Origin of the sequence: Pseudomonas sp. P7758 (genome assembly GCF_013386485.1) — a bacterium.
In the GTDB taxonomy this organism is placed as follows: domain Bacteria; phylum Pseudomonadota; class Gammaproteobacteria; order Pseudomonadales; family Pseudomonadaceae; genus Aquipseudomonas.
Genome location: NZ_JACARS010000069.1, coordinates 132,512 through 152,559, shown reverse-complemented (window position 1 = coordinate 152,559; position 20,048 = coordinate 132,512). Strand labels below are relative to the sequence as shown.

At 57.7% G+C, this 20,048-nt stretch carries 23 protein-coding genes; 6 read left to right on the top strand and 17 right to left on the bottom strand.

Annotation, left to right across the window (positions count from 1 at the left end):
- Positions 1-24: 24 nt before the first annotated feature.
- From HX873_RS15855 to HX873_RS15840, 4 genes are all read right to left on the bottom strand, one after another.
- Positions 25-363, bottom strand: coding sequence for a helix-turn-helix domain-containing protein (locus tag HX873_RS15855; RefSeq protein WP_003211485.1), 339 nt, complete (start codon positions 361-363; stop codon positions 25-27).
- Positions 338-700, bottom strand: coding sequence for a type II toxin-antitoxin system RelE/ParE family toxin (locus tag HX873_RS15850; protein ID WP_003211487.1), 363 nt, complete (start codon positions 698-700; stop codon positions 338-340). Before HX873_RS15850 ends, HX873_RS15855 begins: the two co-directional genes overlap by 26 nt.
- Positions 701-747: 47 nt before the next feature.
- On the bottom strand, positions 748-1,068 hold the full coding sequence (locus HX873_RS15845; protein ID WP_023659239.1) for a helix-turn-helix transcriptional regulator: 321 nt from the start codon (positions 1,066-1,068) through the stop codon (positions 748-750).
- A gap of 103 nt (positions 1,069-1,171) precedes the next feature.
- Positions 1,172-1,942 carry a helix-turn-helix transcriptional regulator gene (locus tag HX873_RS15840; protein ID WP_177067317.1) on the bottom strand — a complete coding sequence of 257 codons (771 nt, stop codon included), beginning with the start codon at positions 1,940-1,942 and terminating at the stop codon, positions 1,172-1,174.
- 115 nt (positions 1,943-2,057) lie between these two features.
- Between HX873_RS15840 and HX873_RS15835 the strand changes: the two genes are divergently transcribed.
- From HX873_RS15835 to HX873_RS15825, 3 genes are all read left to right on the top strand, one after another.
- Positions 2,058-2,864, top strand: coding sequence for a sulfite exporter TauE/SafE family protein (locus tag HX873_RS15835; protein ID WP_177122878.1), 807 nt, complete (start codon positions 2,058-2,060; stop codon positions 2,862-2,864).
- Positions 2,865-2,942: 78 nt separating this feature from the next.
- On the top strand, positions 2,943-3,305 hold the full coding sequence (locus tag HX873_RS15830) for a hypothetical protein (RefSeq protein WP_003211495.1): 363 nt from the start codon (positions 2,943-2,945) through the stop codon (positions 3,303-3,305).
- Between the two features lie 43 nt (positions 3,306-3,348).
- Positions 3,349-4,005 carry a hypothetical protein gene (locus tag HX873_RS15825; RefSeq protein ID WP_087693112.1) on the top strand — a complete coding sequence of 219 codons (657 nt, stop codon included), beginning with the start codon at positions 3,349-3,351 and terminating at the stop codon, positions 4,003-4,005.
- A 12-nt stretch (positions 4,006-4,017) separates the two neighbouring features.
- On the opposite strand, the gene HX873_RS15820 is transcribed toward HX873_RS15825, so the two are convergent.
- The 6 genes from HX873_RS15820 to argH form a co-directional block, all read right to left on the bottom strand.
- Positions 4,018-4,968: a hypothetical protein gene (locus HX873_RS15820; RefSeq protein ID WP_003211498.1), complete on the bottom strand. Its 951-nt coding sequence runs from the start codon at positions 4,966-4,968 to the stop codon at positions 4,018-4,020.
- Between the two features lie 64 nt (positions 4,969-5,032).
- Positions 5,033-6,202 (bottom strand): MFS transporter, encoded by a 1,170-nt coding sequence (locus HX873_RS15815; protein WP_003211499.1) that lies wholly within the window; start codon positions 6,200-6,202, stop codon positions 5,033-5,035.
- Between the two features lie 147 nt (positions 6,203-6,349).
- Positions 6,350-7,171: an ABC transporter substrate-binding protein gene (locus HX873_RS15810; protein WP_177122877.1), complete on the bottom strand. Its 822-nt coding sequence runs from the start codon at positions 7,169-7,171 to the stop codon at positions 6,350-6,352.
- A 25-nt stretch (positions 7,172-7,196) separates the two neighbouring features.
- The gene (locus HX873_RS15805) at positions 7,197-7,961 is read right to left on the bottom strand and encodes an amino acid ABC transporter ATP-binding protein (RefSeq protein WP_003211502.1); all 765 of its coding nucleotides are present in this window, start codon (positions 7,959-7,961) and stop codon (positions 7,197-7,199) included.
- Positions 7,962-7,985: 24 nt separating this feature from the next.
- The gene (locus HX873_RS15800) at positions 7,986-8,864 is read right to left on the bottom strand and encodes an amino acid ABC transporter permease (protein ID WP_003211504.1); all 879 of its coding nucleotides are present in this window, start codon (positions 8,862-8,864) and stop codon (positions 7,986-7,988) included.
- A gap of 138 nt (positions 8,865-9,002) precedes the next feature.
- Positions 9,003-10,430: an argininosuccinate lyase gene (argH, locus tag HX873_RS15795; RefSeq protein ID WP_003211505.1), complete on the bottom strand. Its 1,428-nt coding sequence runs from the start codon at positions 10,428-10,430 to the stop codon at positions 9,003-9,005.
- 262 nt (positions 10,431-10,692) lie between these two features.
- Between argH and HX873_RS15790 the strand changes: the two genes are divergently transcribed.
- The 3 genes from HX873_RS15790 to HX873_RS15780 all read left to right on the top strand — a co-directional run bounded on the left by HX873_RS15790 (position 10,693) and on the right by HX873_RS15780 (position 12,573).
- Positions 10,693-11,652: a LysR family transcriptional regulator gene (locus HX873_RS15790; protein WP_102369727.1), complete on the top strand. Its 960-nt coding sequence runs from the start codon at positions 10,693-10,695 to the stop codon at positions 11,650-11,652.
- Positions 11,653-11,936: 284 nt separating this feature from the next.
- Positions 11,937-12,176 (top strand): type II toxin-antitoxin system VapB family antitoxin, encoded by a 240-nt coding sequence (vapB, locus tag HX873_RS15785; RefSeq protein WP_008432930.1) that lies wholly within the window; start codon positions 11,937-11,939, stop codon positions 12,174-12,176.
- Positions 12,169-12,573, top strand: coding sequence for a type II toxin-antitoxin system VapC family toxin (locus HX873_RS15780; protein ID WP_026077784.1), 405 nt, complete (start codon positions 12,169-12,171; stop codon positions 12,571-12,573). The genes vapB and HX873_RS15780 overlap by 8 nt, the downstream gene beginning before the upstream one ends.
- Before the next feature lie 41 nt (positions 12,574-12,614).
- Here the strand turns inward: HX873_RS15780 and HX873_RS15775 are convergent, their stop codons facing one another.
- The 7 genes from HX873_RS15775 to HX873_RS15745 form a co-directional block, all read right to left on the bottom strand.
- Positions 12,615-13,256 carry an HAD-IB family hydrolase gene (locus HX873_RS15775; RefSeq protein WP_177122876.1) on the bottom strand — a complete coding sequence of 214 codons (642 nt, stop codon included), beginning with the start codon at positions 13,254-13,256 and terminating at the stop codon, positions 12,615-12,617.
- Between the two features lie 71 nt (positions 13,257-13,327).
- Positions 13,328-14,041, bottom strand: a complete 714-nt coding sequence (locus tag HX873_RS15770; RefSeq protein ID WP_177054593.1) for an HNH endonuclease — start codon at positions 14,039-14,041, stop codon at positions 13,328-13,330.
- Positions 14,042-14,186: 145 nt separating this feature from the next.
- Positions 14,187-15,437 carry a ribonucleotide-diphosphate reductase subunit beta gene (locus HX873_RS15765; protein ID WP_102651166.1) on the bottom strand — a complete coding sequence of 417 codons (1,251 nt, stop codon included), beginning with the start codon at positions 15,435-15,437 and terminating at the stop codon, positions 14,187-14,189.
- A 470-nt stretch (positions 15,438-15,907) separates the two neighbouring features.
- A complete protein-coding gene (locus HX873_RS15760) occupies positions 15,908-17,191 on the bottom strand; it encodes an ABC transporter substrate-binding protein (RefSeq protein WP_177122875.1) in 1,284 nt (427 codons plus the stop codon).
- 37 nt (positions 17,192-17,228) lie between these two features.
- The gene (locus HX873_RS15755) at positions 17,229-18,485 is read right to left on the bottom strand and encodes a DUF1479 domain-containing protein (protein WP_003214353.1); all 1,257 of its coding nucleotides are present in this window, start codon (positions 18,483-18,485) and stop codon (positions 17,229-17,231) included.
- Positions 18,486-18,615: 130 nt separating this feature from the next.
- Positions 18,616-19,479 carry an AraC family transcriptional regulator gene (locus HX873_RS15750; RefSeq protein WP_003214350.1) on the bottom strand — a complete coding sequence of 288 codons (864 nt, stop codon included), beginning with the start codon at positions 19,477-19,479 and terminating at the stop codon, positions 18,616-18,618.
- 143 nt (positions 19,480-19,622) lie between these two features.
- Positions 19,623-19,892 (bottom strand): DUF2790 domain-containing protein, encoded by a 270-nt coding sequence (locus tag HX873_RS15745; protein WP_003214348.1) that lies wholly within the window; start codon positions 19,890-19,892, stop codon positions 19,623-19,625.
- Between the last annotated feature and the right edge of the window lie 156 nt (positions 19,893-20,048).

The window sequence follows — 20,048 nt, the reverse complement described above, 5'->3', positions numbered from 1 at the left end:
GCGGGAGCCAGAACCTAGGGCAACTCAGGCGAATAGCACTTCAATACGTCCTTGAGTACGTGAAGCTGGCGCAGCCGTAATAACGATTTGCACATCGCGCCCCAGGCGCGACAAACACTCAAGCATTTTGGCTTCACTGATACCCCGAAACCTGCCACGCAGCATTTCAGACACCTTGGGTTGGGATAAACCGAGAATGACGGAGGCTTGTGCCTGAGTGAGGCTACGTGCCTTGAGAATCTCACCAATCTTCGTCGCCAGCTGTGCCTTGACCTGCATTTCACTGGCGTCGGGCTGCCCGATGTCTTCATAGACATTGCCGGTGCTTTCTTCGATCTCAATCGCGTTGTGATGCTTGTGCATGATCCTGCGCCGCCTTGAGTCGCTGTTTGATCAGTTGTATGTCGTGCTGTGCTGTAGCGATGCCTTTCGTCGACTTTTTCTGGAAGCAATGAAGGACATAAACAGCTGAGTCGAAACGGACGGTATACACGCCACGATAAGTGTTGCTGTCGAAATCCTCCACCACCTCAAGTACCGCGTTACCGCCAAACCCTTTCAATGCCTTGGTCTGTGAGTGCTTGCCTCCTCCTTGGGCGAGGTGGAGCGCAAAGCCAAACACATCTTGAACAGGCCCAGGCATTTGCTGCAGATCTTTCTTGCTACCGCCCACCCAGAGGAGTGGCTTCCATGAACTCATGAGAGGATATACCTAAATAGGGATAAGCGTCAGCGCGAAGAGAAATCTTACTCAACCGTTTCAAGCACTGAATGCTCTGACGACAGTGGCAAAGAGCCCCGCACATTCATCCCCCAACCCGGCGCAAAGCCCGGGAAAAACACCAACCCTTCAGCCTCCAGGCGAAACGCCACACTCAGGCGGACAGCATCGTCCACGTCGCCATGGCTTTCAAAACGTTGAAGGGCGTCCACTTCCACATCCGCTTCCCGGGCCAGGTCTTCCCGGCTCCAGCCCAGCATCAGGCGGGCCTGGACGCTGTGCCGTGGGGTGAATTGATGAAGGACGATCTGCTGTTCTACAGTGCTGCTCATTGCCAGAGAGGACATGGACTTTCTCCAGGTTCGACGGGGGAGGGCAAACTATACTGTGTTTTTGTACAGTTGTTTTGACCGCTCATCAACTGGATTTTCCGATAGCGCTGCCGCCGCTCTATTTCGCCCCTTCCAGGTAGGTGCTCGGTGACTGCCCAAGCACCCGGCGGAACATGCTGGAAAATGCCGCCGGGTTTTCATAGCCCAGGTCCAGGGCGATCCGGGTGACGCTTGCACCGCTGGCCAACCGCGCCAAGGCCTGCACAACACAGGCTCGCTGGCGCCACTGCACGAAGCTCAGGCCGGTTTGTTGGCGGAAATGCCGGCTGAAGGTGCGCAGGCTCAGGTGCGATTGTTGCGCCCATTGAACCGGTGACTGGTGCACGTCCGGCCGCTGCAGAAACGTCAGGCACAGCTCAAGCAGCCGTGGTTCCTCCGGCAGCGGGATATGCAGGGGCAAGTGCGTGGCGCGTGCCAGTTCATGCAACAGCAGGCTGACCAGCGCACCGTCGCGCCCGGCCTCGTCGTATTCCAGCGGCAGCTCCACCGCCTCCATCAGCAGCTGGCGCATCAGGGGGGAAACGTTGATGACGTGGCAGTCGGTGCCCAAGTCGGTGACGGCGTGCGGTTCGATATACAGGCTGCGCGTCGACACGCCGAGCATCAGCACTTCATGGGGCACTTGGGCGGGAATCCACACCGCGCGCTGGGGCGGCACAACCCAGTTGCCTTGCTGGGTGCTGACTTGCATCACCCCGGTGGCGCCATACAACAACTGGCCGCGCCGATGGCTGTGGCGCTTGAGCAGATAGCCGTGGGGATAGTCGGTGCCGATTGCCACGACCGTTCGCGGGGTCAGGTCGAGCTGAGCGATGGAAACGTTGCGCATGGAGCTGATTCCGGAAGTGGCAATATCTCGCACATTATTGGCCGACATGCGCAAGCGGGCCAAGCCTTGAATCTCTATCGTCGACAGCTCTCCCTGATACTGAAGGCGATTCTCGATGTTCTATCTATTACTGGCACTGTTCGGCTGCATGACCGGCGTGACCGCTGTGCTGTTCGGCTTCGGTGGCGGGTTCGTGGTGGTGCCGTTGCTGTACGGCATGCTCAAGCTCAGCCACGACGCGGGCGTGAGTGAATCAGCGATGCATATCGCGGTCGCCACCTCGACCTGCGTGATGATCGTCAACGCGCTGATCGCCACTGGAAAACACCGTCGCAAAGGTAATCTGATTCTCCACTACCTGTGGCCGTTGGGCGGGTACATCGGGGTTGGCGCCGTGCTGGGGGCAGGGGCTGCAATGTTCGCCAGCGGCGATTTCATGCGGTACGCCTTTATCGCCTACCTGGCCATCACCATCGTCGATTGTCTGTTGCGCAGGGGCTTTCTCAGCCAGGACGACACACTCCAGCCACGACGCCTGAGCGGCATGGAAGTGACGGGCGGCGGCATCGCCATTGGCCTGATCGCGACCTTCCTGGGGGTGGGCGGCAGCGTGATGACCGTGCCGCTGTTACGCCGTTGTGGCTTGAGCATGTCCCAGTCCACGTCCATGGCTAATCCGCTGAGCGTGCCGGTGGCGCTGGCCGGTACATTTACCTACATGCTCATGGCGGGATTCGCCAAGGTGCAATTGGGCGCGTGGTTTGTCGGCTATGTCGATTTGCTGGCGTTTGCCATCCTCACCCTGGGTTCGCTGCTGGGCATTCGCCTGGCCACACCGTGGATCGGCCGCATCCCGGATGCACTGCATGCGCGGGTGTATATCGGGTTGTTGGGCGTGGTGATGGTGAGCATGCTGGTCTGACGCAAGTGGATTTTGCGTTCTTTTAGCCGCAGGCTAGGGTTACTTCTCTATTCAAAAGAAAGTGACCGGGGGAATGTCATGTCCATTTCCGAAAGCGATTGGCAGAAGTTCAAAGTCCTCAGGGCATTGGCGCTTGAACGCTTTTACCTAGGCGTACTGGCTGATGCAAAGACCATCAGCGAGCGCGAAACGCTTTCTGCCGAGGCTCGGTACAGGACGCTGTATAGCCTCACCAGGGATCGCGATAACGATGTCGTCCGAATGTTTGATCTCTACAGTCGTTCGAAAGCCCGCGAGAGCCTTGCGCAAATGATCAGGCATGATTTGTTGAGTGATTCAGAGTTGTCGGTATTAAGCGAAGAGACATTGAGCGCTATCGGCTACGCGGTCAGGCAGCGTTACGAAATCGAGTGGGTTGCTGCACACGTACAAGGCGACTGAGTCTTGTCTTAGACTTCAGTCAGAATGTTCAGGAAATATCTTGATGCTTAGTTTTAATTGTACGCAGGCGGCTGGTAATTTTTTTAGTCGGGTTCACAAAGGCAAAAAAATTACCCCGGTTCAAAAAACGCCGACACAAGAGCGCCAGGGCGATGACCTGTACGCCGACCCTCATCAGTGGCTGGTCCATGCCGCGACGGTGCAACGTAAACATGTGCTGTTGGCGATACATCTGAAAACCCGCTATTGCATGCTGTTTTTTGATATGAAAAAAGCCGACGCCGATGGCTTCGTGCGCACCTTTATTAATCGGTGGATGAGTGGTGTTTTGGATCTCGCCTTGAAGTCTGATGTTTTGGATTTGGTTGACCCGTCTGTGCCTGAGCAGCAATTCGTCAGTTTGGTCGAGTCGTACTCTCTACAGCAGCGGGGTGATCGGAGTGCGCAGACTCAAATCAACGAAATATTGCGGAGTTTTGAGATGGACGCAGAAGGCGTGGATCTTGTTGCAATGCCTTGGAGCGCTCTGCATTACGACGCTCGAATCAACCATACGCCTCGAAGCTTGAAAGATGTGAAGGGGCTTCATTTACCGGATGAGGAAATGCTGATTCACTGGTTGGTCACGGTAGGCGGCTTGGATCCTGCGGGCGCCGCACTTGCACGTGAAAAGTACCGTTTATTCAGCCGAAGGGCCTGACCTGGAATCGCATTACCGTTCTCCCAACCCCGGCGCCTCGCGAATAATCAGGTGATCGAGGTTCTCGATATTGGCACTGAATACCCCGAACGTCTGCTCGGGGTTTTTCTTGCTTGGCACCTGTTTCAGCTCCGGCGTTACCCCGTAGAAGAAGCAATACAGCGCTCGATCACTGTCCACCGCGGCCTTGATCTGCTCCAGGAACGCCTTGCGCTTGCGGTAGTTCTCGATCAGTTTTTTGCTCAGGTAAACGTTGATGGAATAGGGCTTTTTGTCGAGCCAGGCTTTCTTTTCGAAGTCGATGCGAAAGCTGCTGGTGTAGTCCTTGATCTCCTTGATCCTGCCCCAGTAGATCAGGCCTTTATTGTCTTGCAGGTATTCGATCTTCTTGAAAAACGTCCAGTAGGTCGCGGTGTGCTCGCCGATCTTCAAGGGCATGCTTTTGAGCTTGTCCTTGTCGCCGATATTGGACACGTAGCATTCCACCGGGTGGGCAAAGACGCTGGTCTTGTCCGGGGTGGTGTCGCTTGAGCTGTGAGACAAGGCGTTGCGGGTTGCCGGCGTTTTCGGCGGCTCTTGTGCGGTGCCACCCTCAGCACCGATGACCGGCGTTTTGCGTTCGTACTGGCGCCGCGTCAGGACAAATTCCGACGGGAAGTTTTCCTCCGGCCCATCCTCAGATTCGCCTTTTCCGGCAGGGCGACTGGCGTACCGGCAACCTTCAATATGCCGGGTGCTGGGGATGTTCTTGAAGTGGGGCGTGCGCAGGTAATTGACGTTTTTTGCATTGAACGTGCCCAACACATTGCCCGCCGCAAACGCCGCCCGGCATTCGTCGTTGGGGCACAGGAAACTGTCCTTGTCGGAATCGAAGGCGGCGGTTTCGTCGAAATTCAGGTCGCGCACGTCATAGATCGACAGCTTGTCGTCGAGACTCAGGCTGTAGGCCGTGTCGAATTTCATGGGGCTCGGGTCCGTGAGAGATTTCGCTATTAATAGCGGGATATCGAGCAAATATCAGTAGAAATTACGCACGGACCACCACACGCCGGCCACTCAGGAAACACAAGGTGCCACCCACCGCCGTCAGCCCGCTGAGTACATAGAACATAGAGGCGGGGGATGCATTGATCAGCAGGTAGCCGCAGATTACCGGGCTCAAGGCGCCGCCAAATGCCGCCAGGTTTTGTGCGCCGTAATAACTGCCGCGCAGGGCGTCCGGGGCGATGGTGTCGATAAACAGGAACTCGGACGGGTAGATGATCATCTCCCCGAGGGTGAACACAAACATCGCGACACACCACGACACCAGGCCGTCCGCCATGCTGAAGCCGATCAACCCGGCAATAAACAGTGAGGTGCCGAGCACGATCCAGTAGCGCAGTTGTTCACGCTTGAGGAAGCGGCCGATCTGGTACTGCATCAGGATCACCGTGATCGCGTTGCACGCCAGCACCGCAGAGAGGATTTTCAGCGCGTTCTCCGGCTTGTAGGCCACCAGCAGAAACTGCGACAGATACAGGGTGTAGCGCCCGTGGACAATGGTGCTCAACAGGCTGCCGCTGGTGAACAGGATCAAGGTGCGATCGCTGCGCAGGGTCCTCAGGGTGCTGAGAAAACTTAAGGGTTTGTTGCTGTCGTCGCGCTGGGTCGGTGGGATGCCGATCATCAGGAACAGGCTGCCAAAGGCAATCGCGCTGGCGATCAGGAACGGTGCCAGGGGCATCTGCCCGGCAATCACCACGCCGAGCATCGGGCCGGTGGCGTAGCCGACATTGGTCAGGGTGTAGCGCAGGGAAAACACCTTGGCCCGCTGGCCCACCGGCAGATTCTCGCTGATGATCGCCTTGGAGCCGATCAGGAACAGTGCCGAAGCGGCTTCGGTGATCACCAGGGTCAGGGTGGTCAGGTACAGGTTGCTGGCGAAGGTCAGCAACAGAAAACCGATGGAACTGGAAAGCATCGCCAGGATCAGCAGCTTGCGCTTTTCCAGGCGGTCGATGATGTAGCCACCGTAGAGGCCCAGCAGCGTTGCGATGAACACGGCGATGCCCATCAGCAAGCCGATGTCTTGCTGGTTGAGGCCCAGGCGGGTGCTCAGCAACAGCGCGAGCAACGGGCTGGTCATGGCGCGGCTGACGACGATGGTCACCGAGCAGATCATCAGGCGGCGGATTACCAGGGAGTACGTGGCCACGGTGGGGCGGATGTCCTTATTCTTTTTTCAAGGCGATGAAGATCCAGTGTGGGAGCGGGCTTGCTTGCGAATGCGGTGTGTCAGTGCCAACTGTACTGGCTGATCCACCGCATTCGCGAGCAAGCCCGCTCCCACATTTAGATCGAGTTACTGGCCGGCATTGATGCTGATTTTTTCCACCGCACCTTGCTCCAGATCCCACTTCTGCAGAATCTTGCCATACGTCCCATCATCAATCATGCCCTGCAACGCCTCACTGATGGCCGTGACCAACTCGGTATTGCTCTTCTCAATCCCAAGCCCGGTGAACTGCTTGGAAATCGCCAGGCCCACTGGCTTGTACTTACCCTTGTCCAGCGACATCAGGTAAGGAATGGTTTCACTGCCCTGCATCGCCGCATCCAGACGGTTCTGCTGCAACTGAGCCCGCGCATCCGCCGAGCCCTCGGTACCAATCACCACGATGGCTGGCTTACCGGCCTTCTCGCAGTTTTTCTTGCTCCATGCGGCAATTTCCGACGGCCAGGTCGTACGTCGGCTGGTGCCGACTTTTTTACCGCACAGGTCAGTCAATTCCTTGAGGTCTTCACGCTTGGCCAGGGTGTACAGCTGCGGGCCGCTGGTGAAGTAGTCGATAAAGGTCACCGCCTTCTGACGCTCGGCAGTGTCGGTCATGCCCGACAGCACAATGTCCACGCGCTTGGTGGTCAGGCCGCTGAGCATTTGTTCGAAGCCGGTTTCCTGCCACTTGATCTTCACCCCCAAACGCTCGGCCAGGGCGTTGCCCAGGTCAAAGTCCAGGCCGGTGAGCTTGTTGGTGGCGGTGTCCTTGAAATCCATCGGCGGGTAGTTCGGCACGATGGCCGCGCTGATCTCACCCTTGTCCTTGATCGCTGCCGGCAATGCCGCCAAAACCGAAGTGGAGGCCATCAGGCCTACGAGCAAACTTGGAAGAAACAGATTTTTCATGGGGGCGTTCTCGTTAGTTTTTTAGTTAAGTGCGAACGGCAGAAATAAAGCTTTGGGTACGCGGGTTTTGTGGGCTTATTAGAATTTCTTCCGGGCTGCCGGCTTCCACAATCTGGCCGGCATCCATAAACACCATGCGGTTGGACACTTCGCGGGCGAAGCCCAACTCATGGGTGACCACAATCATGGTCATGCCGGTGGTGGCCAAATCGCGCATCACCGACAGCACTTCTCCTACCAGCTCCGGGTCGAGGGCTGACGTGGGTTCGTCAAACAACATCAGCTTGGGGCGCATCGCCAGCGCACGGGCAATTGCCACACGTTGTTGCTGGCCGCCGGACAACTCCACCGGGTAGGCATTGCGCTTGTCCGCCAGGCCGACGCGGGCCAACAACTCCAACGCATCCTCGGTGGCTTCCTTGGGCGAGCGCTTGAGCACCTGGCACGGGCCCTCGATGATGTTCTGCAACACGGTCATGTGCGGGAACAGATTGAAGCGCTGAAACACCATGCCGGTGGCCAACCGCTGACGGGCGATCTGTGATTCATTCAATTCGTGCAGCTTGTTGCCGACGACCCGGTAACCCACCAGTTCGCCGTCGACCCACAGGCCGCCCTTGTCGATTTTTTCCAGCTGATTGACGCAGCGCAGCAGGGTACTTTTGCCGGAACCGGACGGGCCGATGATGCACAGCACTTCGCCTTGTTCGACTTCCAGGTTGATGTCCTGCAACGCGTGATACTGGTCGTAATACTTGTTCAGGTTCACGGCCTTGACGATGCTTCTCATGGGGCAAATCTCCTCAGTCAGGGCTTACGAACGCTTGCCGGCGCCGCGGGCAAAACGACGCTCAAGGCGGCTCTGACCGAATGAAAGAACAGTCACCACCGCGAGGTACCAGATGCCTGCAACAATCAGCAGCTCCATGACCCGGGCGTTGGCGTAGTAGATGTTTTGCGCGTTGTGCAGCAGCTCCGAGTACTGGATCACACTCGCCAGGCTGGTCATTTTCACCATGCTGATGAACTCGTTGCCCACAGGCGGAATAATCACCCGCATCGCCTGGGGCAGAATCACCCTACGCAGCGCCTGAAGGCTCGGCATGCCAATCGACTTGGCGGCTTCGTACTGGCCGGTGTCCACCGACAACAGGCCGGCGCGCACCACCTCAGCGGTGTAGGCACCCTGGTTGATGCTCAGGCCGAGGAGGGCGGCCACGAACGGTGTCATCAGGTCCACGGTGTCGATGCTGAACAGCCCGGGAATCGCGATCACCGGGAAAATCAGCGCCAGGTTGAACCACAACAGCAGTTGCAGAATCAGCGGCGTACCCCGGAACAGCCAGGTGTAGGTGATGGCCACGTAGCGCAGGATCGGGTTGGCCGACATGCGCATGATCGCCGTGATCACCCCGATCACCACGCCCAGCGCCATGGCCAGGATCGACATGATGATGGTGTTCACCAGGCCCCAGATGATCGCCTCGGACGTGAGGAACTGACCGATGTAGGACCATTCGATCTGACCGTTGGCGAATGCACGCAGCAAGGCAGCCAGTGCGATCACGATCAACGTGGCAAAAAACATCCGCCCGTAATAGCGACGGGGCACGTGCTCGTACTGGGTGATATCGAACTGGTTCTCGGTCTGCTGGCGCTCGGCTTGCAAGCGCTCTGCCGGGGTTTGCTTCATGGTGACTCTCCAAAACAACTGAATACACTGATCGTTCCCACGCTCTGCGTGGGAATGCAGCAAGGGATGCTCTGCGTCCCAAAAGCGTGACGCGGAGCATCACAAGAGGCATTCCCACGCAGAGCGTGGGAACGATCTTTAAATTCGAAAGCCGGTGTAGTTTTCTGCCCACTTCTGTTGCGCAGCCAGGGCCACCTTCAACCGCCCAATCTGCTCCCGCACCCGCTCCGGCGCCGTACCACCCCAACCACTGCGCGCCGCAATCGCCGCTTCCAGGGTCAGGCACTCACGCACTTGCGGCGTCAGCCGCGTATCCACCTCTGCCAACAACGCCGGCGAGGCTTCCCACAATTCAATTTCATGCTTCTCACAGGCCTGCACCAAGGCACCGGTAATCTCATGGGCCTCCTTGAACGGCACACCACGAGTTGCCAGCCAATCCGCCACCTCAGTTGCCAATGTGAAACCCATCGGCGCCTGACGCCGCAGCTCTTCCACCTGCACCTTCATCGTCGCGACCATCCCGGCCATCGCCGGCAGCACCAGCAGCAAGGTATCCACGCTGTCCAACACACTGTGCTTGTCTTCACTCAAATCGCGGTTGTACGACAGCGGCAACGACTTGAGCGTGGACATCAGCCCGGTCAGGTTGCCAATCAACCGCCCCGCTTTACCCCGCGCCAATTCGGCAATGTCCGGGTTCTTCTTCTGCGGCATGATCGAGCTACCGGTGGCGTAGGCATCGTCCAACTGCACCCAGCGAAACTGCCGCGACGACCACAGGCAAAACTCCTCCGACAGCCGCGAAATATTCACCCCGAGCATGCCTGCCACAAACAGAAACTCCGCCACGTGGTCACGACTGGCTACAGCATCAATCGAGTTTTCGCACGGCCCGGTGTAACCCATCTCCTTGGCCGAATGCTCCGGCTGGCGAGCAATTGCCGAGCCCGCCATCGCTGCAGCACCCAGCGGCGACAACGCCGTACGCGCATCCCAATCCACCAGGCGCTGCACGTCCCGCAGCATTGACTGCGCATGAGCCAGCAAGTGATGGGCGAACACAATCGGCTGCGCCTGCTGCAAGTGGGTGAAACCCGGGCAGATGCTCTCGATATGCTGCTCTGCTTGGTCCACCAGCGCCTGCTGCAACCCCAGCACCTCGGTGGTGATGGTGCGCGCGTGGTCCCGCAGGAACAGGCGCAAATCGTTGGCCGTCTGGTCATTACGCGAACGCCCGGCGCGCAACTTGCCACCTAGGGCGCCCAAACGCTCGGTCAACACCCGCTCGATGAAGGTGTGCACATCCTCGTCATCCAGCGTCGGGTGCAGGCGGCCAGCGGCAAAGTCCTCACCGATGCGGTCCAGCGCTTCCAGGGTGCGCAAGGTTTCCGACTCATCCAGCAACCCGGCGCGCTGCAACTCACGGGCATGGGCCCGGGAGCCGGCCAGGTCGTAGGGCGTCAGGCGAAAATAGCGCTCGGGGCAACGGGACAGCGCCGCCAAAGCAGCAGACGGGCCGGACTTGAAACGAGCACCCCATAGGCGATCGGTGGGCTGAGACATGGTGTTCCTCACGCTTGTTTTTAGAAGTGACAAGCCCGATGGACGTGGCTTGGCCTTATGGATTCGGAGGGCAGTAGCAAAACGAAAAGTCCTGATCGAAGTGTCAGGTTTTTAGGGGCGTTAAATCAGCCGGTAAAAGCTGTTCAACCCGCTATATTCAAGGTTGCCAAGGGCGGTTAAGTATGTTCATTATTGCCGCCCGGCGATGTTCATGGAGTAGGTCAAAGCCTGTTGAATATGGCACTTGAGGTCAACACGTATTATGGAAACCCCACTTTCCAATTCTGGAAACATACCGCCAAAACCCGGCACAAGACCGCCCCTGCAACTCAGCGGCCTGGACTTCAAATTGCTGCGGGTGTTCAAGGCTGTGGTCGAAGCGGGCGGCTTCAGCGCGGCGCAGAACGAGCTGAATGTGGGCCTGGCGGCGATCAGCAAGCAGATTTCCGACCTGGAAATTCGCATCGGCATGCGCCTGTGTACGCGAGGGCGGGAAGGGTTTGGCCTGACCGAAGAAGGCAAATTAGTCTATCAAGCGTCCATTGAATTATTTGCCTCGGTAGACAGTTTCAGAGACAAGCTTAGTTCAGCACAGAACGAACTGATCGGCGACCTTAGTGTGGGCGTTATTGATAACACCGTCTCCGACGTTAATTCACCGCTGATTAATGCGCTGGGAAGATTACATACAGAGTCGCCAAAAATAAGATTACGCCTGCATGCCTCGCAACTGGACGAAGTTGAGCGGGGCGTGGTGGAAGGGCGGCTGATTGTCGGCATCGTCCCGGTGTACCAGCGGCGGGAAGAATTCGATTATTTCCCGCTGTACGAAGAAAAGTCCCACGCGTACTGCGCCGTCGGACATCCGCTGTTTGAAGCGAGTGACATCAACGCAGATGTGTTGCGCCAGCATGAAGTGGTCAACCATCGTTACGCGATCCACAGCGACAAGGCCAACTTCGTCAGCTACGACAGCCAGTCCGCCTCGGCCTCACAGGTAGAAGCCGTCGCCATCCTCATCCTCACCGGCCGCTTCCTGGGCTTCCTCCCCGAACATTACGCCGCGCCGCTGGTGAGAGAAGGGCGCCTGCGCGTGTTATGCCCGGAGCAGATCCACCTGAGCACACCGTTCAACCTCATCCTGCGCCACAACGCCCCACGAAGCCCGCTGGTCAAAGCCTTCGCAACGGCACTCGGCGTGGACCTCAAAGCGCCAATCTAACGAATTCACACCACCCTTAGAACCTACAGAGATCCCCTGTGGGAGCTGTCGAGCCCCAGCGAGGCTGCGATGGGATCAACTCGGTCTACCCGCAGACCCTATCCACCCGCATCACCGCCGCAACTTGCCCAACTTCTTCTTCGCATGAAAATGCGCTTCCTGCGCCGCTACCAACAGCTACCTGTTCGGCTACGCTCGTCGGGTAGCTGCTATAGAGCTATGCAATAGAGCACCTGCAAACTATCATTCTTACCTGTCTTCCCATGCCTAGAGAGGTGTTCCTTATGTCTACTGGAACGATCTTCACCAATAACCGTACACAAAATATCCGCATCCCTGCTGACATGCGTTTTCCCGCTGGGGTGAAAACTGTAGAGGTGCGTGCCGTGGGGCGCGAACTGATTATTTCGCCGGTTGAAAACACTTGGGACAGCTTTTTCCTTGCAAGCGAATCGGTATCTGATGATTTTATGGAGGAGCGCGCCGACCAAACCCAGCAAGAGCGAGAGTCCTTTGATGATTAAGTACATGCTTGATACGAACATCGTGATCTACATCATCAAGCGTCGGCCTATGGAAATACTGGAAAAATTTAATGCGAATGTAGGTCGTATGGTGATCTCTTCGATCACCCTTGCGGAATTGATGCACGGGGCCGAAAAAAGCCAGTTTGTTGAGAAAAATACTCGGGCGGTGGAGGACTTCATCTCCCGGCTTGACGTCATTCACTACGATGACAAGGCCGCTTTTCACTACGGCTCGATCCGCTCCGATCTCGAAAAGAAGGGCACTCCAATCGGCGTAAATGACCTGCATATCGCGGGCCACGCCAGAAGCTCAGGATTGGTCTTGGTGACTAACAACGAAGGTGAGTTCAAGCGAGTGAATGGCTTGATCGTGGAAAACTGGATCGCCGCCTAAGGCAGTCAATCCAGCGCACACAGATAGGTCGTCCAGGCGATTCAGCGTTGCTTGATTCGTTTCTTCTTCGCATGAAAATGCCGAAAATGCGCATCCTGCGCCGCCGCCAACAACTCCCGATCCCCGCGCGTATCACCCCAGGCCCTGAGCCGATACTCCCCCAGATCCCCATAAACCGCCTCAAGCCGAAGCACCTTATTCTCACACCGGCAATTATTCCCGGTGAGCCTGCCCGTCAATACTCCGTCAACCACCTCAAGCTCAGTGCCGATCAACCGGATCCCAAGCCGATCCGCAAACGGCTGCAACACCAACGCCGGCGATGCCGAACACAGCGTCACCACCGCCCCGGACTTCACCTCATCGGCCACCGATTGCAGCCCGGTTGGGCGCATCAGCTTGTTCCAATACGCCTGGCAATACGCTTCCGCTTTCTGCTGAACCCACGCCTTGTCCACGCCGGTCATAAAGGTGCGGATCAACTGCGCCTTGAGCTCATCACGGCTAATGACGCGCAACAGAAACTGCGCGCCAGGCACCGCCAGCTTCACCATCCTGCGCACGAACTCGCCTTTACCAAAGGCGAACTTCAGGAACGGCACGAAGCTGTCGTGGTGGGTCAGGGTGCCGTCGAAGTCAAAGACGGAGAGTACTTTGGCATCCAAGGGGCCGGATTCGAGCATGTCTGGGTTCACGGGCGGGTCTCGGTCCTATCTCGTAATTTTGGTAATACATCAGTTGTGACCACAGAAGTTTACTCTTCTTTCAATCTTTCGATTTTCGAGTAAAGCCCTTTGGTGAAGTCACCGCGGTCACTTGATCGGTGACAACGCTGATGGCAATTCGGGCACAAGGCTACAGCATTGGTGATGCGATCCGAACCCTTCTGGGCGAGGTGCTTGACGTGATGTACTTCAAGAAATGGCAAGCCATCCACTTCGAAGGGAGCGTTTGAACCGCAGCCTTCGCAAATGCCATTGGCCTCATTCAATACCCAAGCGCGTACTTTGGGATCGCGAACAAAAGCCGTACCGACAATGGACACTTTCTGTGGCTTCGCAATTCCGTCCGGCACCTTCTCGATGGGCTGCTGCAGTAGCTTGGATGCTCGGCGGACGAGGGTTTGTTCATCTGCAGTTTGCGCTGTTTCATCTGATTCAAATATACGAAGGGCAGTGAGGGCTTTGCGAATCTGTTGTTCTACTCCCGAGCCCACGTTATTTGCAGGTTTGTACCCCTTGATCCGATACAGGCCCATTTGGACCAGAACCGCAGAGATATTCTGCATGCGAAACTCGATGGAGCCTTCTGTACGACCTGCGATTGGTCCCTGACGTAGCAATCGGTTTTCATGGGCTTTATTAAAGGGTTGGCCGCTCTTCTCCAACGCCAACATCTTCAAGTAGGTCTCGACTGCCGCGGCTAATTCCTCGTCGCTCCAGTCGATGCTGTCTTTTGTAATATCCATACAGTCGCCGAGGGTAGAAAGTCCTCGGACGATACTGAGTGGCCACTAGCACGTCTACGAAATTTCCTACGAGACTGTAGGATTTGGCACTCTGCAAATACAAAAAAGCCCTGAACAAGTCAGGGCTATTCAGTTGGCTAAGGAATCAATCCCAGCTAAGCGCACCACCAGTCTGATACTCGATCACACGAGTCTCAAAGAAATTCTTCTCTTTCTTCAAGTCCATGATCTCGCTCATCCACGGGAACGGGTTGGTGGTGCCTGGATACTCTTCCTTCAATCCAATCTGCGACAGACGACGGTTAGCGATGAACTTGAGGTAGTCCTCCATCATCGCCGCGTTCATCCCCAGCACCCCACGCGGCATGGTGTCACGCGCGTATTCGATCTCCAGCTGAGTCCCTTGCAGGATCATCTGGGTCGCTTCTTCCTTCATCTCGGCATCCCACAGGTGCGGGTTTTCGATTTTGATCTGGTTGATCACATCGATACCGAAGTTCAGGTGCATCGACTCATCCCGCAGGATGTACTGGAACTGCTCGGCCACGCCGGTCATTTTGTTGCGACGGCCCATGGACAAAATCTGGGTAAAGCCGCAGTAGAAGAAGATGCCTTCCAGTACGCAGTAGTAGGCCACCAGGTTGCGCAGCAGCTCTTTGTCAGTCTCAACGGTACCGGTTTCGAACTTCGGATCGGAGATCGAACGGGTGTACTTCAAGCCCCAGGCAGCCTTTTTGGCGACCGATGGAATCTCGTGGTACATGTTGAAGATCTCGCCTTCATCCATGGCCAGCGATTCGATGCAGTACTGGTAGGCGTGGGTGTGGATCGCTTCTTCGAAGGCCTGGCGCAGGATGTACTGGCGGCACTCCGGGTTGGTGATCAGGCGGTACACGGCCAGTACCAGGTTGTTCGCGACCAACGAATCCGCAGTGGAGAAGAAGCCGAGGTTGCGCATCACGATGCGACGTTCGTCGTCGGTCAGGCCTTCCGGATTTTTCCACAGGGCGATGTCGGCGGTCATGTTGACCTCTTGCGGCATCCAGTGGTTGGCGCAGCCGTCGAGGTATTTCTGCCAGGCCCAGTCGTACTTGAAAGGTACGAGTTGGTTGAGGTCGGCGCGGCAGTTGATCATGCGCTTTTCGTCAACGGCGACGCGGGCGGCGGAGCCTTCGAGTTCGGCTAGGCCTTCGGCGACGTCGAGTTTGTCGAGGGCGGCCTTGGCCCGGATGATCGCGGCGGAGTCATTGGCGGTGACGGCGCGGGCTTCGATGGCGGCAGCAGCGCCGGCACCGTCGAGGCGGTCCATGTTGGCTTCGGTGGCGTGGCCGGCGTTGGCGCCTTTGGCAACTACTTCGCCGTCTTCTTCTTTGTCGAATTCGTCCCAGCTCAGCATGACGTGTCGTCTCCTGCGTGAGGGCTCTAAGGTGCCCGTGTGAAACCGGATGGTGGGGTGTTCACACGGCCCAAAGGCCGCGGTGGATCTTAAGGAATCGTTTGTTGCAGCTAACGCACGCATTAAACGGAATCAGGGTTACGGGTGTTCTGCTTGAGGCTTGAGGGGCGGAGCAATGCTTACTGGCTCCAGCGGGGGCCTCAGGTCTGGCTCTTCGTCCCAGTGTAAAGGGATATTGCAGGCCCGATTTACCCGCGCATTATAGGGAAAAATTCGACTTTGTGTTGCGGCGGATGGTCTCGGTGAGCGGCCAAAATGGTGGTGTTTGCAGCCAAGGTCCGGGTTTACAAGGCTTTGCCTGGCTTGGATTTTTTTGACGGGCGGTAGGCGTTTGTTTCAGCGCGCCGAACTGGGGCAGATTCGGTCTGGAAGTTCTTGCGCCGTTTGGCGCAAGAACGGGTCGCGGGGGGTTACTGGGCTGCGGCTTTGATGCTGGCAAACATCTGCTTGCCAGCCTTGGCGGGGTCCGCGTCTTTATTGCTCATGAAGTTGCTGACCACATCAAACACCGCCCCTTGCACCGCCTGGGACGTGGACATGTTGAAGGCCATGCTCGGCTCCAGCGTGCCGGCGTTCTCGGCTTCGGCGAAGTCCTTGGCGGAAGCCTGGGCACAGCTGTCGAACTGGCTCATGTCCAGGCCCTTGATCACCGGGATGGAGCCTTTGTTCTGGTTGAACACGCTCTGGAATTGCGACTCCAGGGCGATCTTGGCCAGGTCGTCGCGAGCCGCGTTGTTGCCCGGCGTATCATTTTTACTGGACGGTTTGAACATGGCCAGTGAGTCGATGGTGTAGCTATAAATGCCTTGTGAGCCGGGGAAGGGCACGCATTCATAATCGGCCCCGGCTTTTTTACCCGCCGCGGTCCACTCACTCTTGGCCCAGTCCCCCATGATTTGCATGCCGGCCTGGCCATTGATGACTTTGGCGGTTTCCATGTTCCAGTCCTGGCCTGCGCCGTTGGGGTCCATGTAGGTCTTCAGCTTGCGCAGCGCGACGAAGACTTCGGTCATTTTGGGGCCGGTGAAGGTGGCTTCGTCGTTGTCGATAAAGGCTTTCTGGAAGCCATCGGCGCCCAGGATGCTGAGCACCAGGCCTTCAAATACGGTGGTGTCCTGCCAGGGTTGGCCGCCGTGGGCGATGGCGATATAGCCGGCGGCCTTGAGTTTGTCGCCGGCGGCGTAGAGTTCTTCCAGGGTGGCCGGGGCTTTGGACACGCCGGCTTTCTTGAGCACCTCGGGGTTGATCCATAACCAGTTGATGCGGTGGATGTTGAGCGGTACGGCGACGTAGTGGCCGTCGAATTTCATCAGTTGCGCAATGCTTTCGGGCAGCAGGCTGTCCCAGTGATTGGCCTTGGCGACGTCGTCGACGCTGGTCAGCAGGCCCAGCTTGCCCCACTCCTGAATGTCCGGAGCTTTGATCTGCGCGGCAGAGGGCGGGTTGCCGGAGACGGCGCGGCTCTTGAGGACGGTCATGGCAGCAGCGCCACCGCCGCCGGCCACGGCACTGTTTTGCCAGGTGAAGCCGTCTTTCTCGATCAGTTGTTGCAGCACCTGCACAGACTTGGCTTCCCCGCCCGAGGTCCAGTAGTGGACGACTTCAACAGTGCCTTTGCTGTCGGCTGCGTGAGCGGCGAACGTGCAAAGGCTGGCGAGGGAGATGGCAACGGCAAGGCGATGGGGGATTTTCATGTGGGATAACCCTTTTTGTTGTTTTGGGGAGCGGTGCTTATTCCAGCCCCAGCCCTTTGCGGCCGAGGGTGTTCAGTTGCGGCGTCATGAAGCGGTCTTTCCACTCTTTCTCGTAGTCCTCCCGGGCGAAATCATCCGGTGAGGCCCCTTGCTCGAACGCCCTGAGCACATCCTTGGCGTACCGCAGGTTTTTCGGGCACATGGGCGCGGCGGGCACGTACATCACGTTGCCCCAGCCCTGTTGATTTTCGACGGGGGCGACGCTGTGGATCACGTCGCAGTGCCACCACACCGAATCGCCGGCCTGCACGTCCGGAATCGGGGTCATGCCCTGGACCAGCAGCGGGTGCCATTTCTCTGAAACTGGCAGCACCTTGCCCGGCGCAACGCCGCACAGCTCATCTTCGGGGACATCGTCCAGCAGCGGGCGCAGCAGCATGTAGGCCATGGCCTTGGGGATCGGCAAGGTATGCAGCACGCCCTGGTCGGCCTGCATGTCGCACAGTGCGGTCCAGCCCTGGAAGGTGCGGAAGGCCGAGCATTTCACCGTGTCCTTGTAGGCGTATTCATCGACTTCGGTGCGATGGGCGGCGTCCCAGGGGTCGTAGGACTTGAAGTCGTTGCGGTAGATCTTGTCGAACACCTTGAGGTAGGCGGGGTGCAGCCAGCGTTCCAGGGCGCCCGAGTCGGTGTGCGGGCCAAGCCCTTTGGAGCTGGTGCCCGGTGGGCGGCGGCGGACGCGGTCGGGGTATAGCGCATTGATGTCTGGGTCGAACCATTGCCGGCCTTGGGAATCGTAGGTCCACAGGCGATTCAGGAACGACTGCGCGGCGCCCATGCGCTCGTGTTGGCGCAGTTGCATCTGGGCGTCGGACCAATAGATCGGGAATATCTCCGGGCGCGAGGCTTCGAGGTTACCGAAGAAATTGTCGGCCGGGCCGCGATACACCTCGTCGAAATGGTTGTGGTCGAGGTAGTCCAGCAGGCTCTTGTCCCACCCCAGCACTTGTTCCCTGGGGAAGTGGTTGCGGATCACCAGGCAGCCCCTGCGCTTGATGATTGCCCGTTGTGCTTCGGTGACCTGGCCGTTGGCGATGGTTTCAAAGTCAAGCTCGGGCCAGGCGGACTGCTGTGCCTTGATCGAGGCGATTTCAGTACTGATGAACTCGCTGACCTCGGCGAACAGCGTAGGCACATCGCCGATCTGCGCGCGCAGGGCCTTTTTCATCGCGACGATGCTGCGCTTGTAGTCGTCCGGCAGCTCGGCGCATTCGAAGGCGTGGTAGTTGCTCATGGGGTGACCTGTCTTGTTGTTGTGTGCATACAGGTATGGAATCACCCCGGCCCGCCTGGGCGGCAGCCTGATTTGGCGCGTTGAGCAGTACGATTGTGGCGTTTGTTGTAAGGCGTATAGAAGAATCGGCTTATTGAAAGTGATGCCCGTGTTGAAGCCGAAACTGTGACGGCGTCATGCCCTTGTGCGCCTTGAACTGCCGATTGAACAACGCCTGGGAGGCATAGCCGACCTGTTCGGAAATCGCGCTGACCGCCAGGTTGCCCTGCATCAATAAAGCGCAGGCATGTCCGATGCGTAGCCGGACGATGTAGTCCAGCGCCGTGCAGCGTGTATGTTTGCGGAACATGCGATGGAAGGCTGAAACGCTGACGCAGGCCATTTGCGCCAGCTCGGGAATGCCGACAGGTTGCGCATAGTGGCCGTGCAGGTAGTCCAGGACGCGGCGGATGCGCGCGTCTTCAACGATGTGAGGGGCGGCGTTTTCCGTCGCGATGCGCTGCGCGGCGATATCCCGGGACAATGTGTTGAGCACGGTAAGCAACGAGATCAGTCGCTGGGAAGCGTCTTGCTCGACCATGGCTTCGATCACCGGGCGCAGCGCCCGGGACGTAGCATCACTGAAACTCAACGCCTGTCGCGCAGCAGCCAATAGCGCGCGCGTCGACCCCATCTCCGGAAACAGTTGCACCAGCGAGTCCGCCCAGGCCTCGGAAAACCAGATGACCAGGGCAATGTGCGGTTTGGCGGGGTCGATCAGCTCGGCGGAAGACCAGCTATGGGGCACGTTCGGGCCCACCAGCACCAGGTCGCCGTCATCGTACAGCGCCACATCGTTGCTGATATAGCGGTGCCCGCGGCTGTTGAGGGTCAGGGTCAGTTCGTATTCGGGATGGTGATGCCATTCAAACGGAATCGCTTCCGGTAGACGCCTGTTCAGCAGGGTCCAAGAGGTGTTCGCCTCGGTGGGGATTTTTTCGAAACTGGCTCGCATGAATGCATCCTGCCTTGCAGGTGAGGTGGCGGCGCCACAATCGTAGCATTCGATTCAAGCGGTAGGGGATAAGCCGGCTCTTTGCCGCAAGAACGATTTCTTGCGGCGAATAAGATCAGGTTCAGTTCAAACTAACGAAGTTATTATCCGTTAGAGCAACCGTTACCCATGACCTGATATTGAAGAATATGACGCTGACCTTGTGAGTCTTCATATTCCATCTTTACCGGTACTACTTGGCATACATCCGGGACTTCACTCATGGACACTACTTTGGCGACGTCCAGATGGGTGCTGTAAGTGTAATCCTCAACAATCGGGGTGCTCTGGCTGGCTACGTCAGTCGGGGCTTCGTCGGCCAGGGCGGCGGTGGCGCACAAGCTGCTAAGGGCCATAACTAATAACGCTTTCATTTGACTATTTACCTTTTGGCGGTCGAAAGGGGTCACGGGGCCCTTGTGAGGCCACGTGTGTAACTTGATTGGGAAGTTCGGATTAACGTTGCCTTCGTGGGGGCTGTTACGTTGTTAATCACAGTGCCTTGATGGCGAGGTTGATTTTAGGCGTCC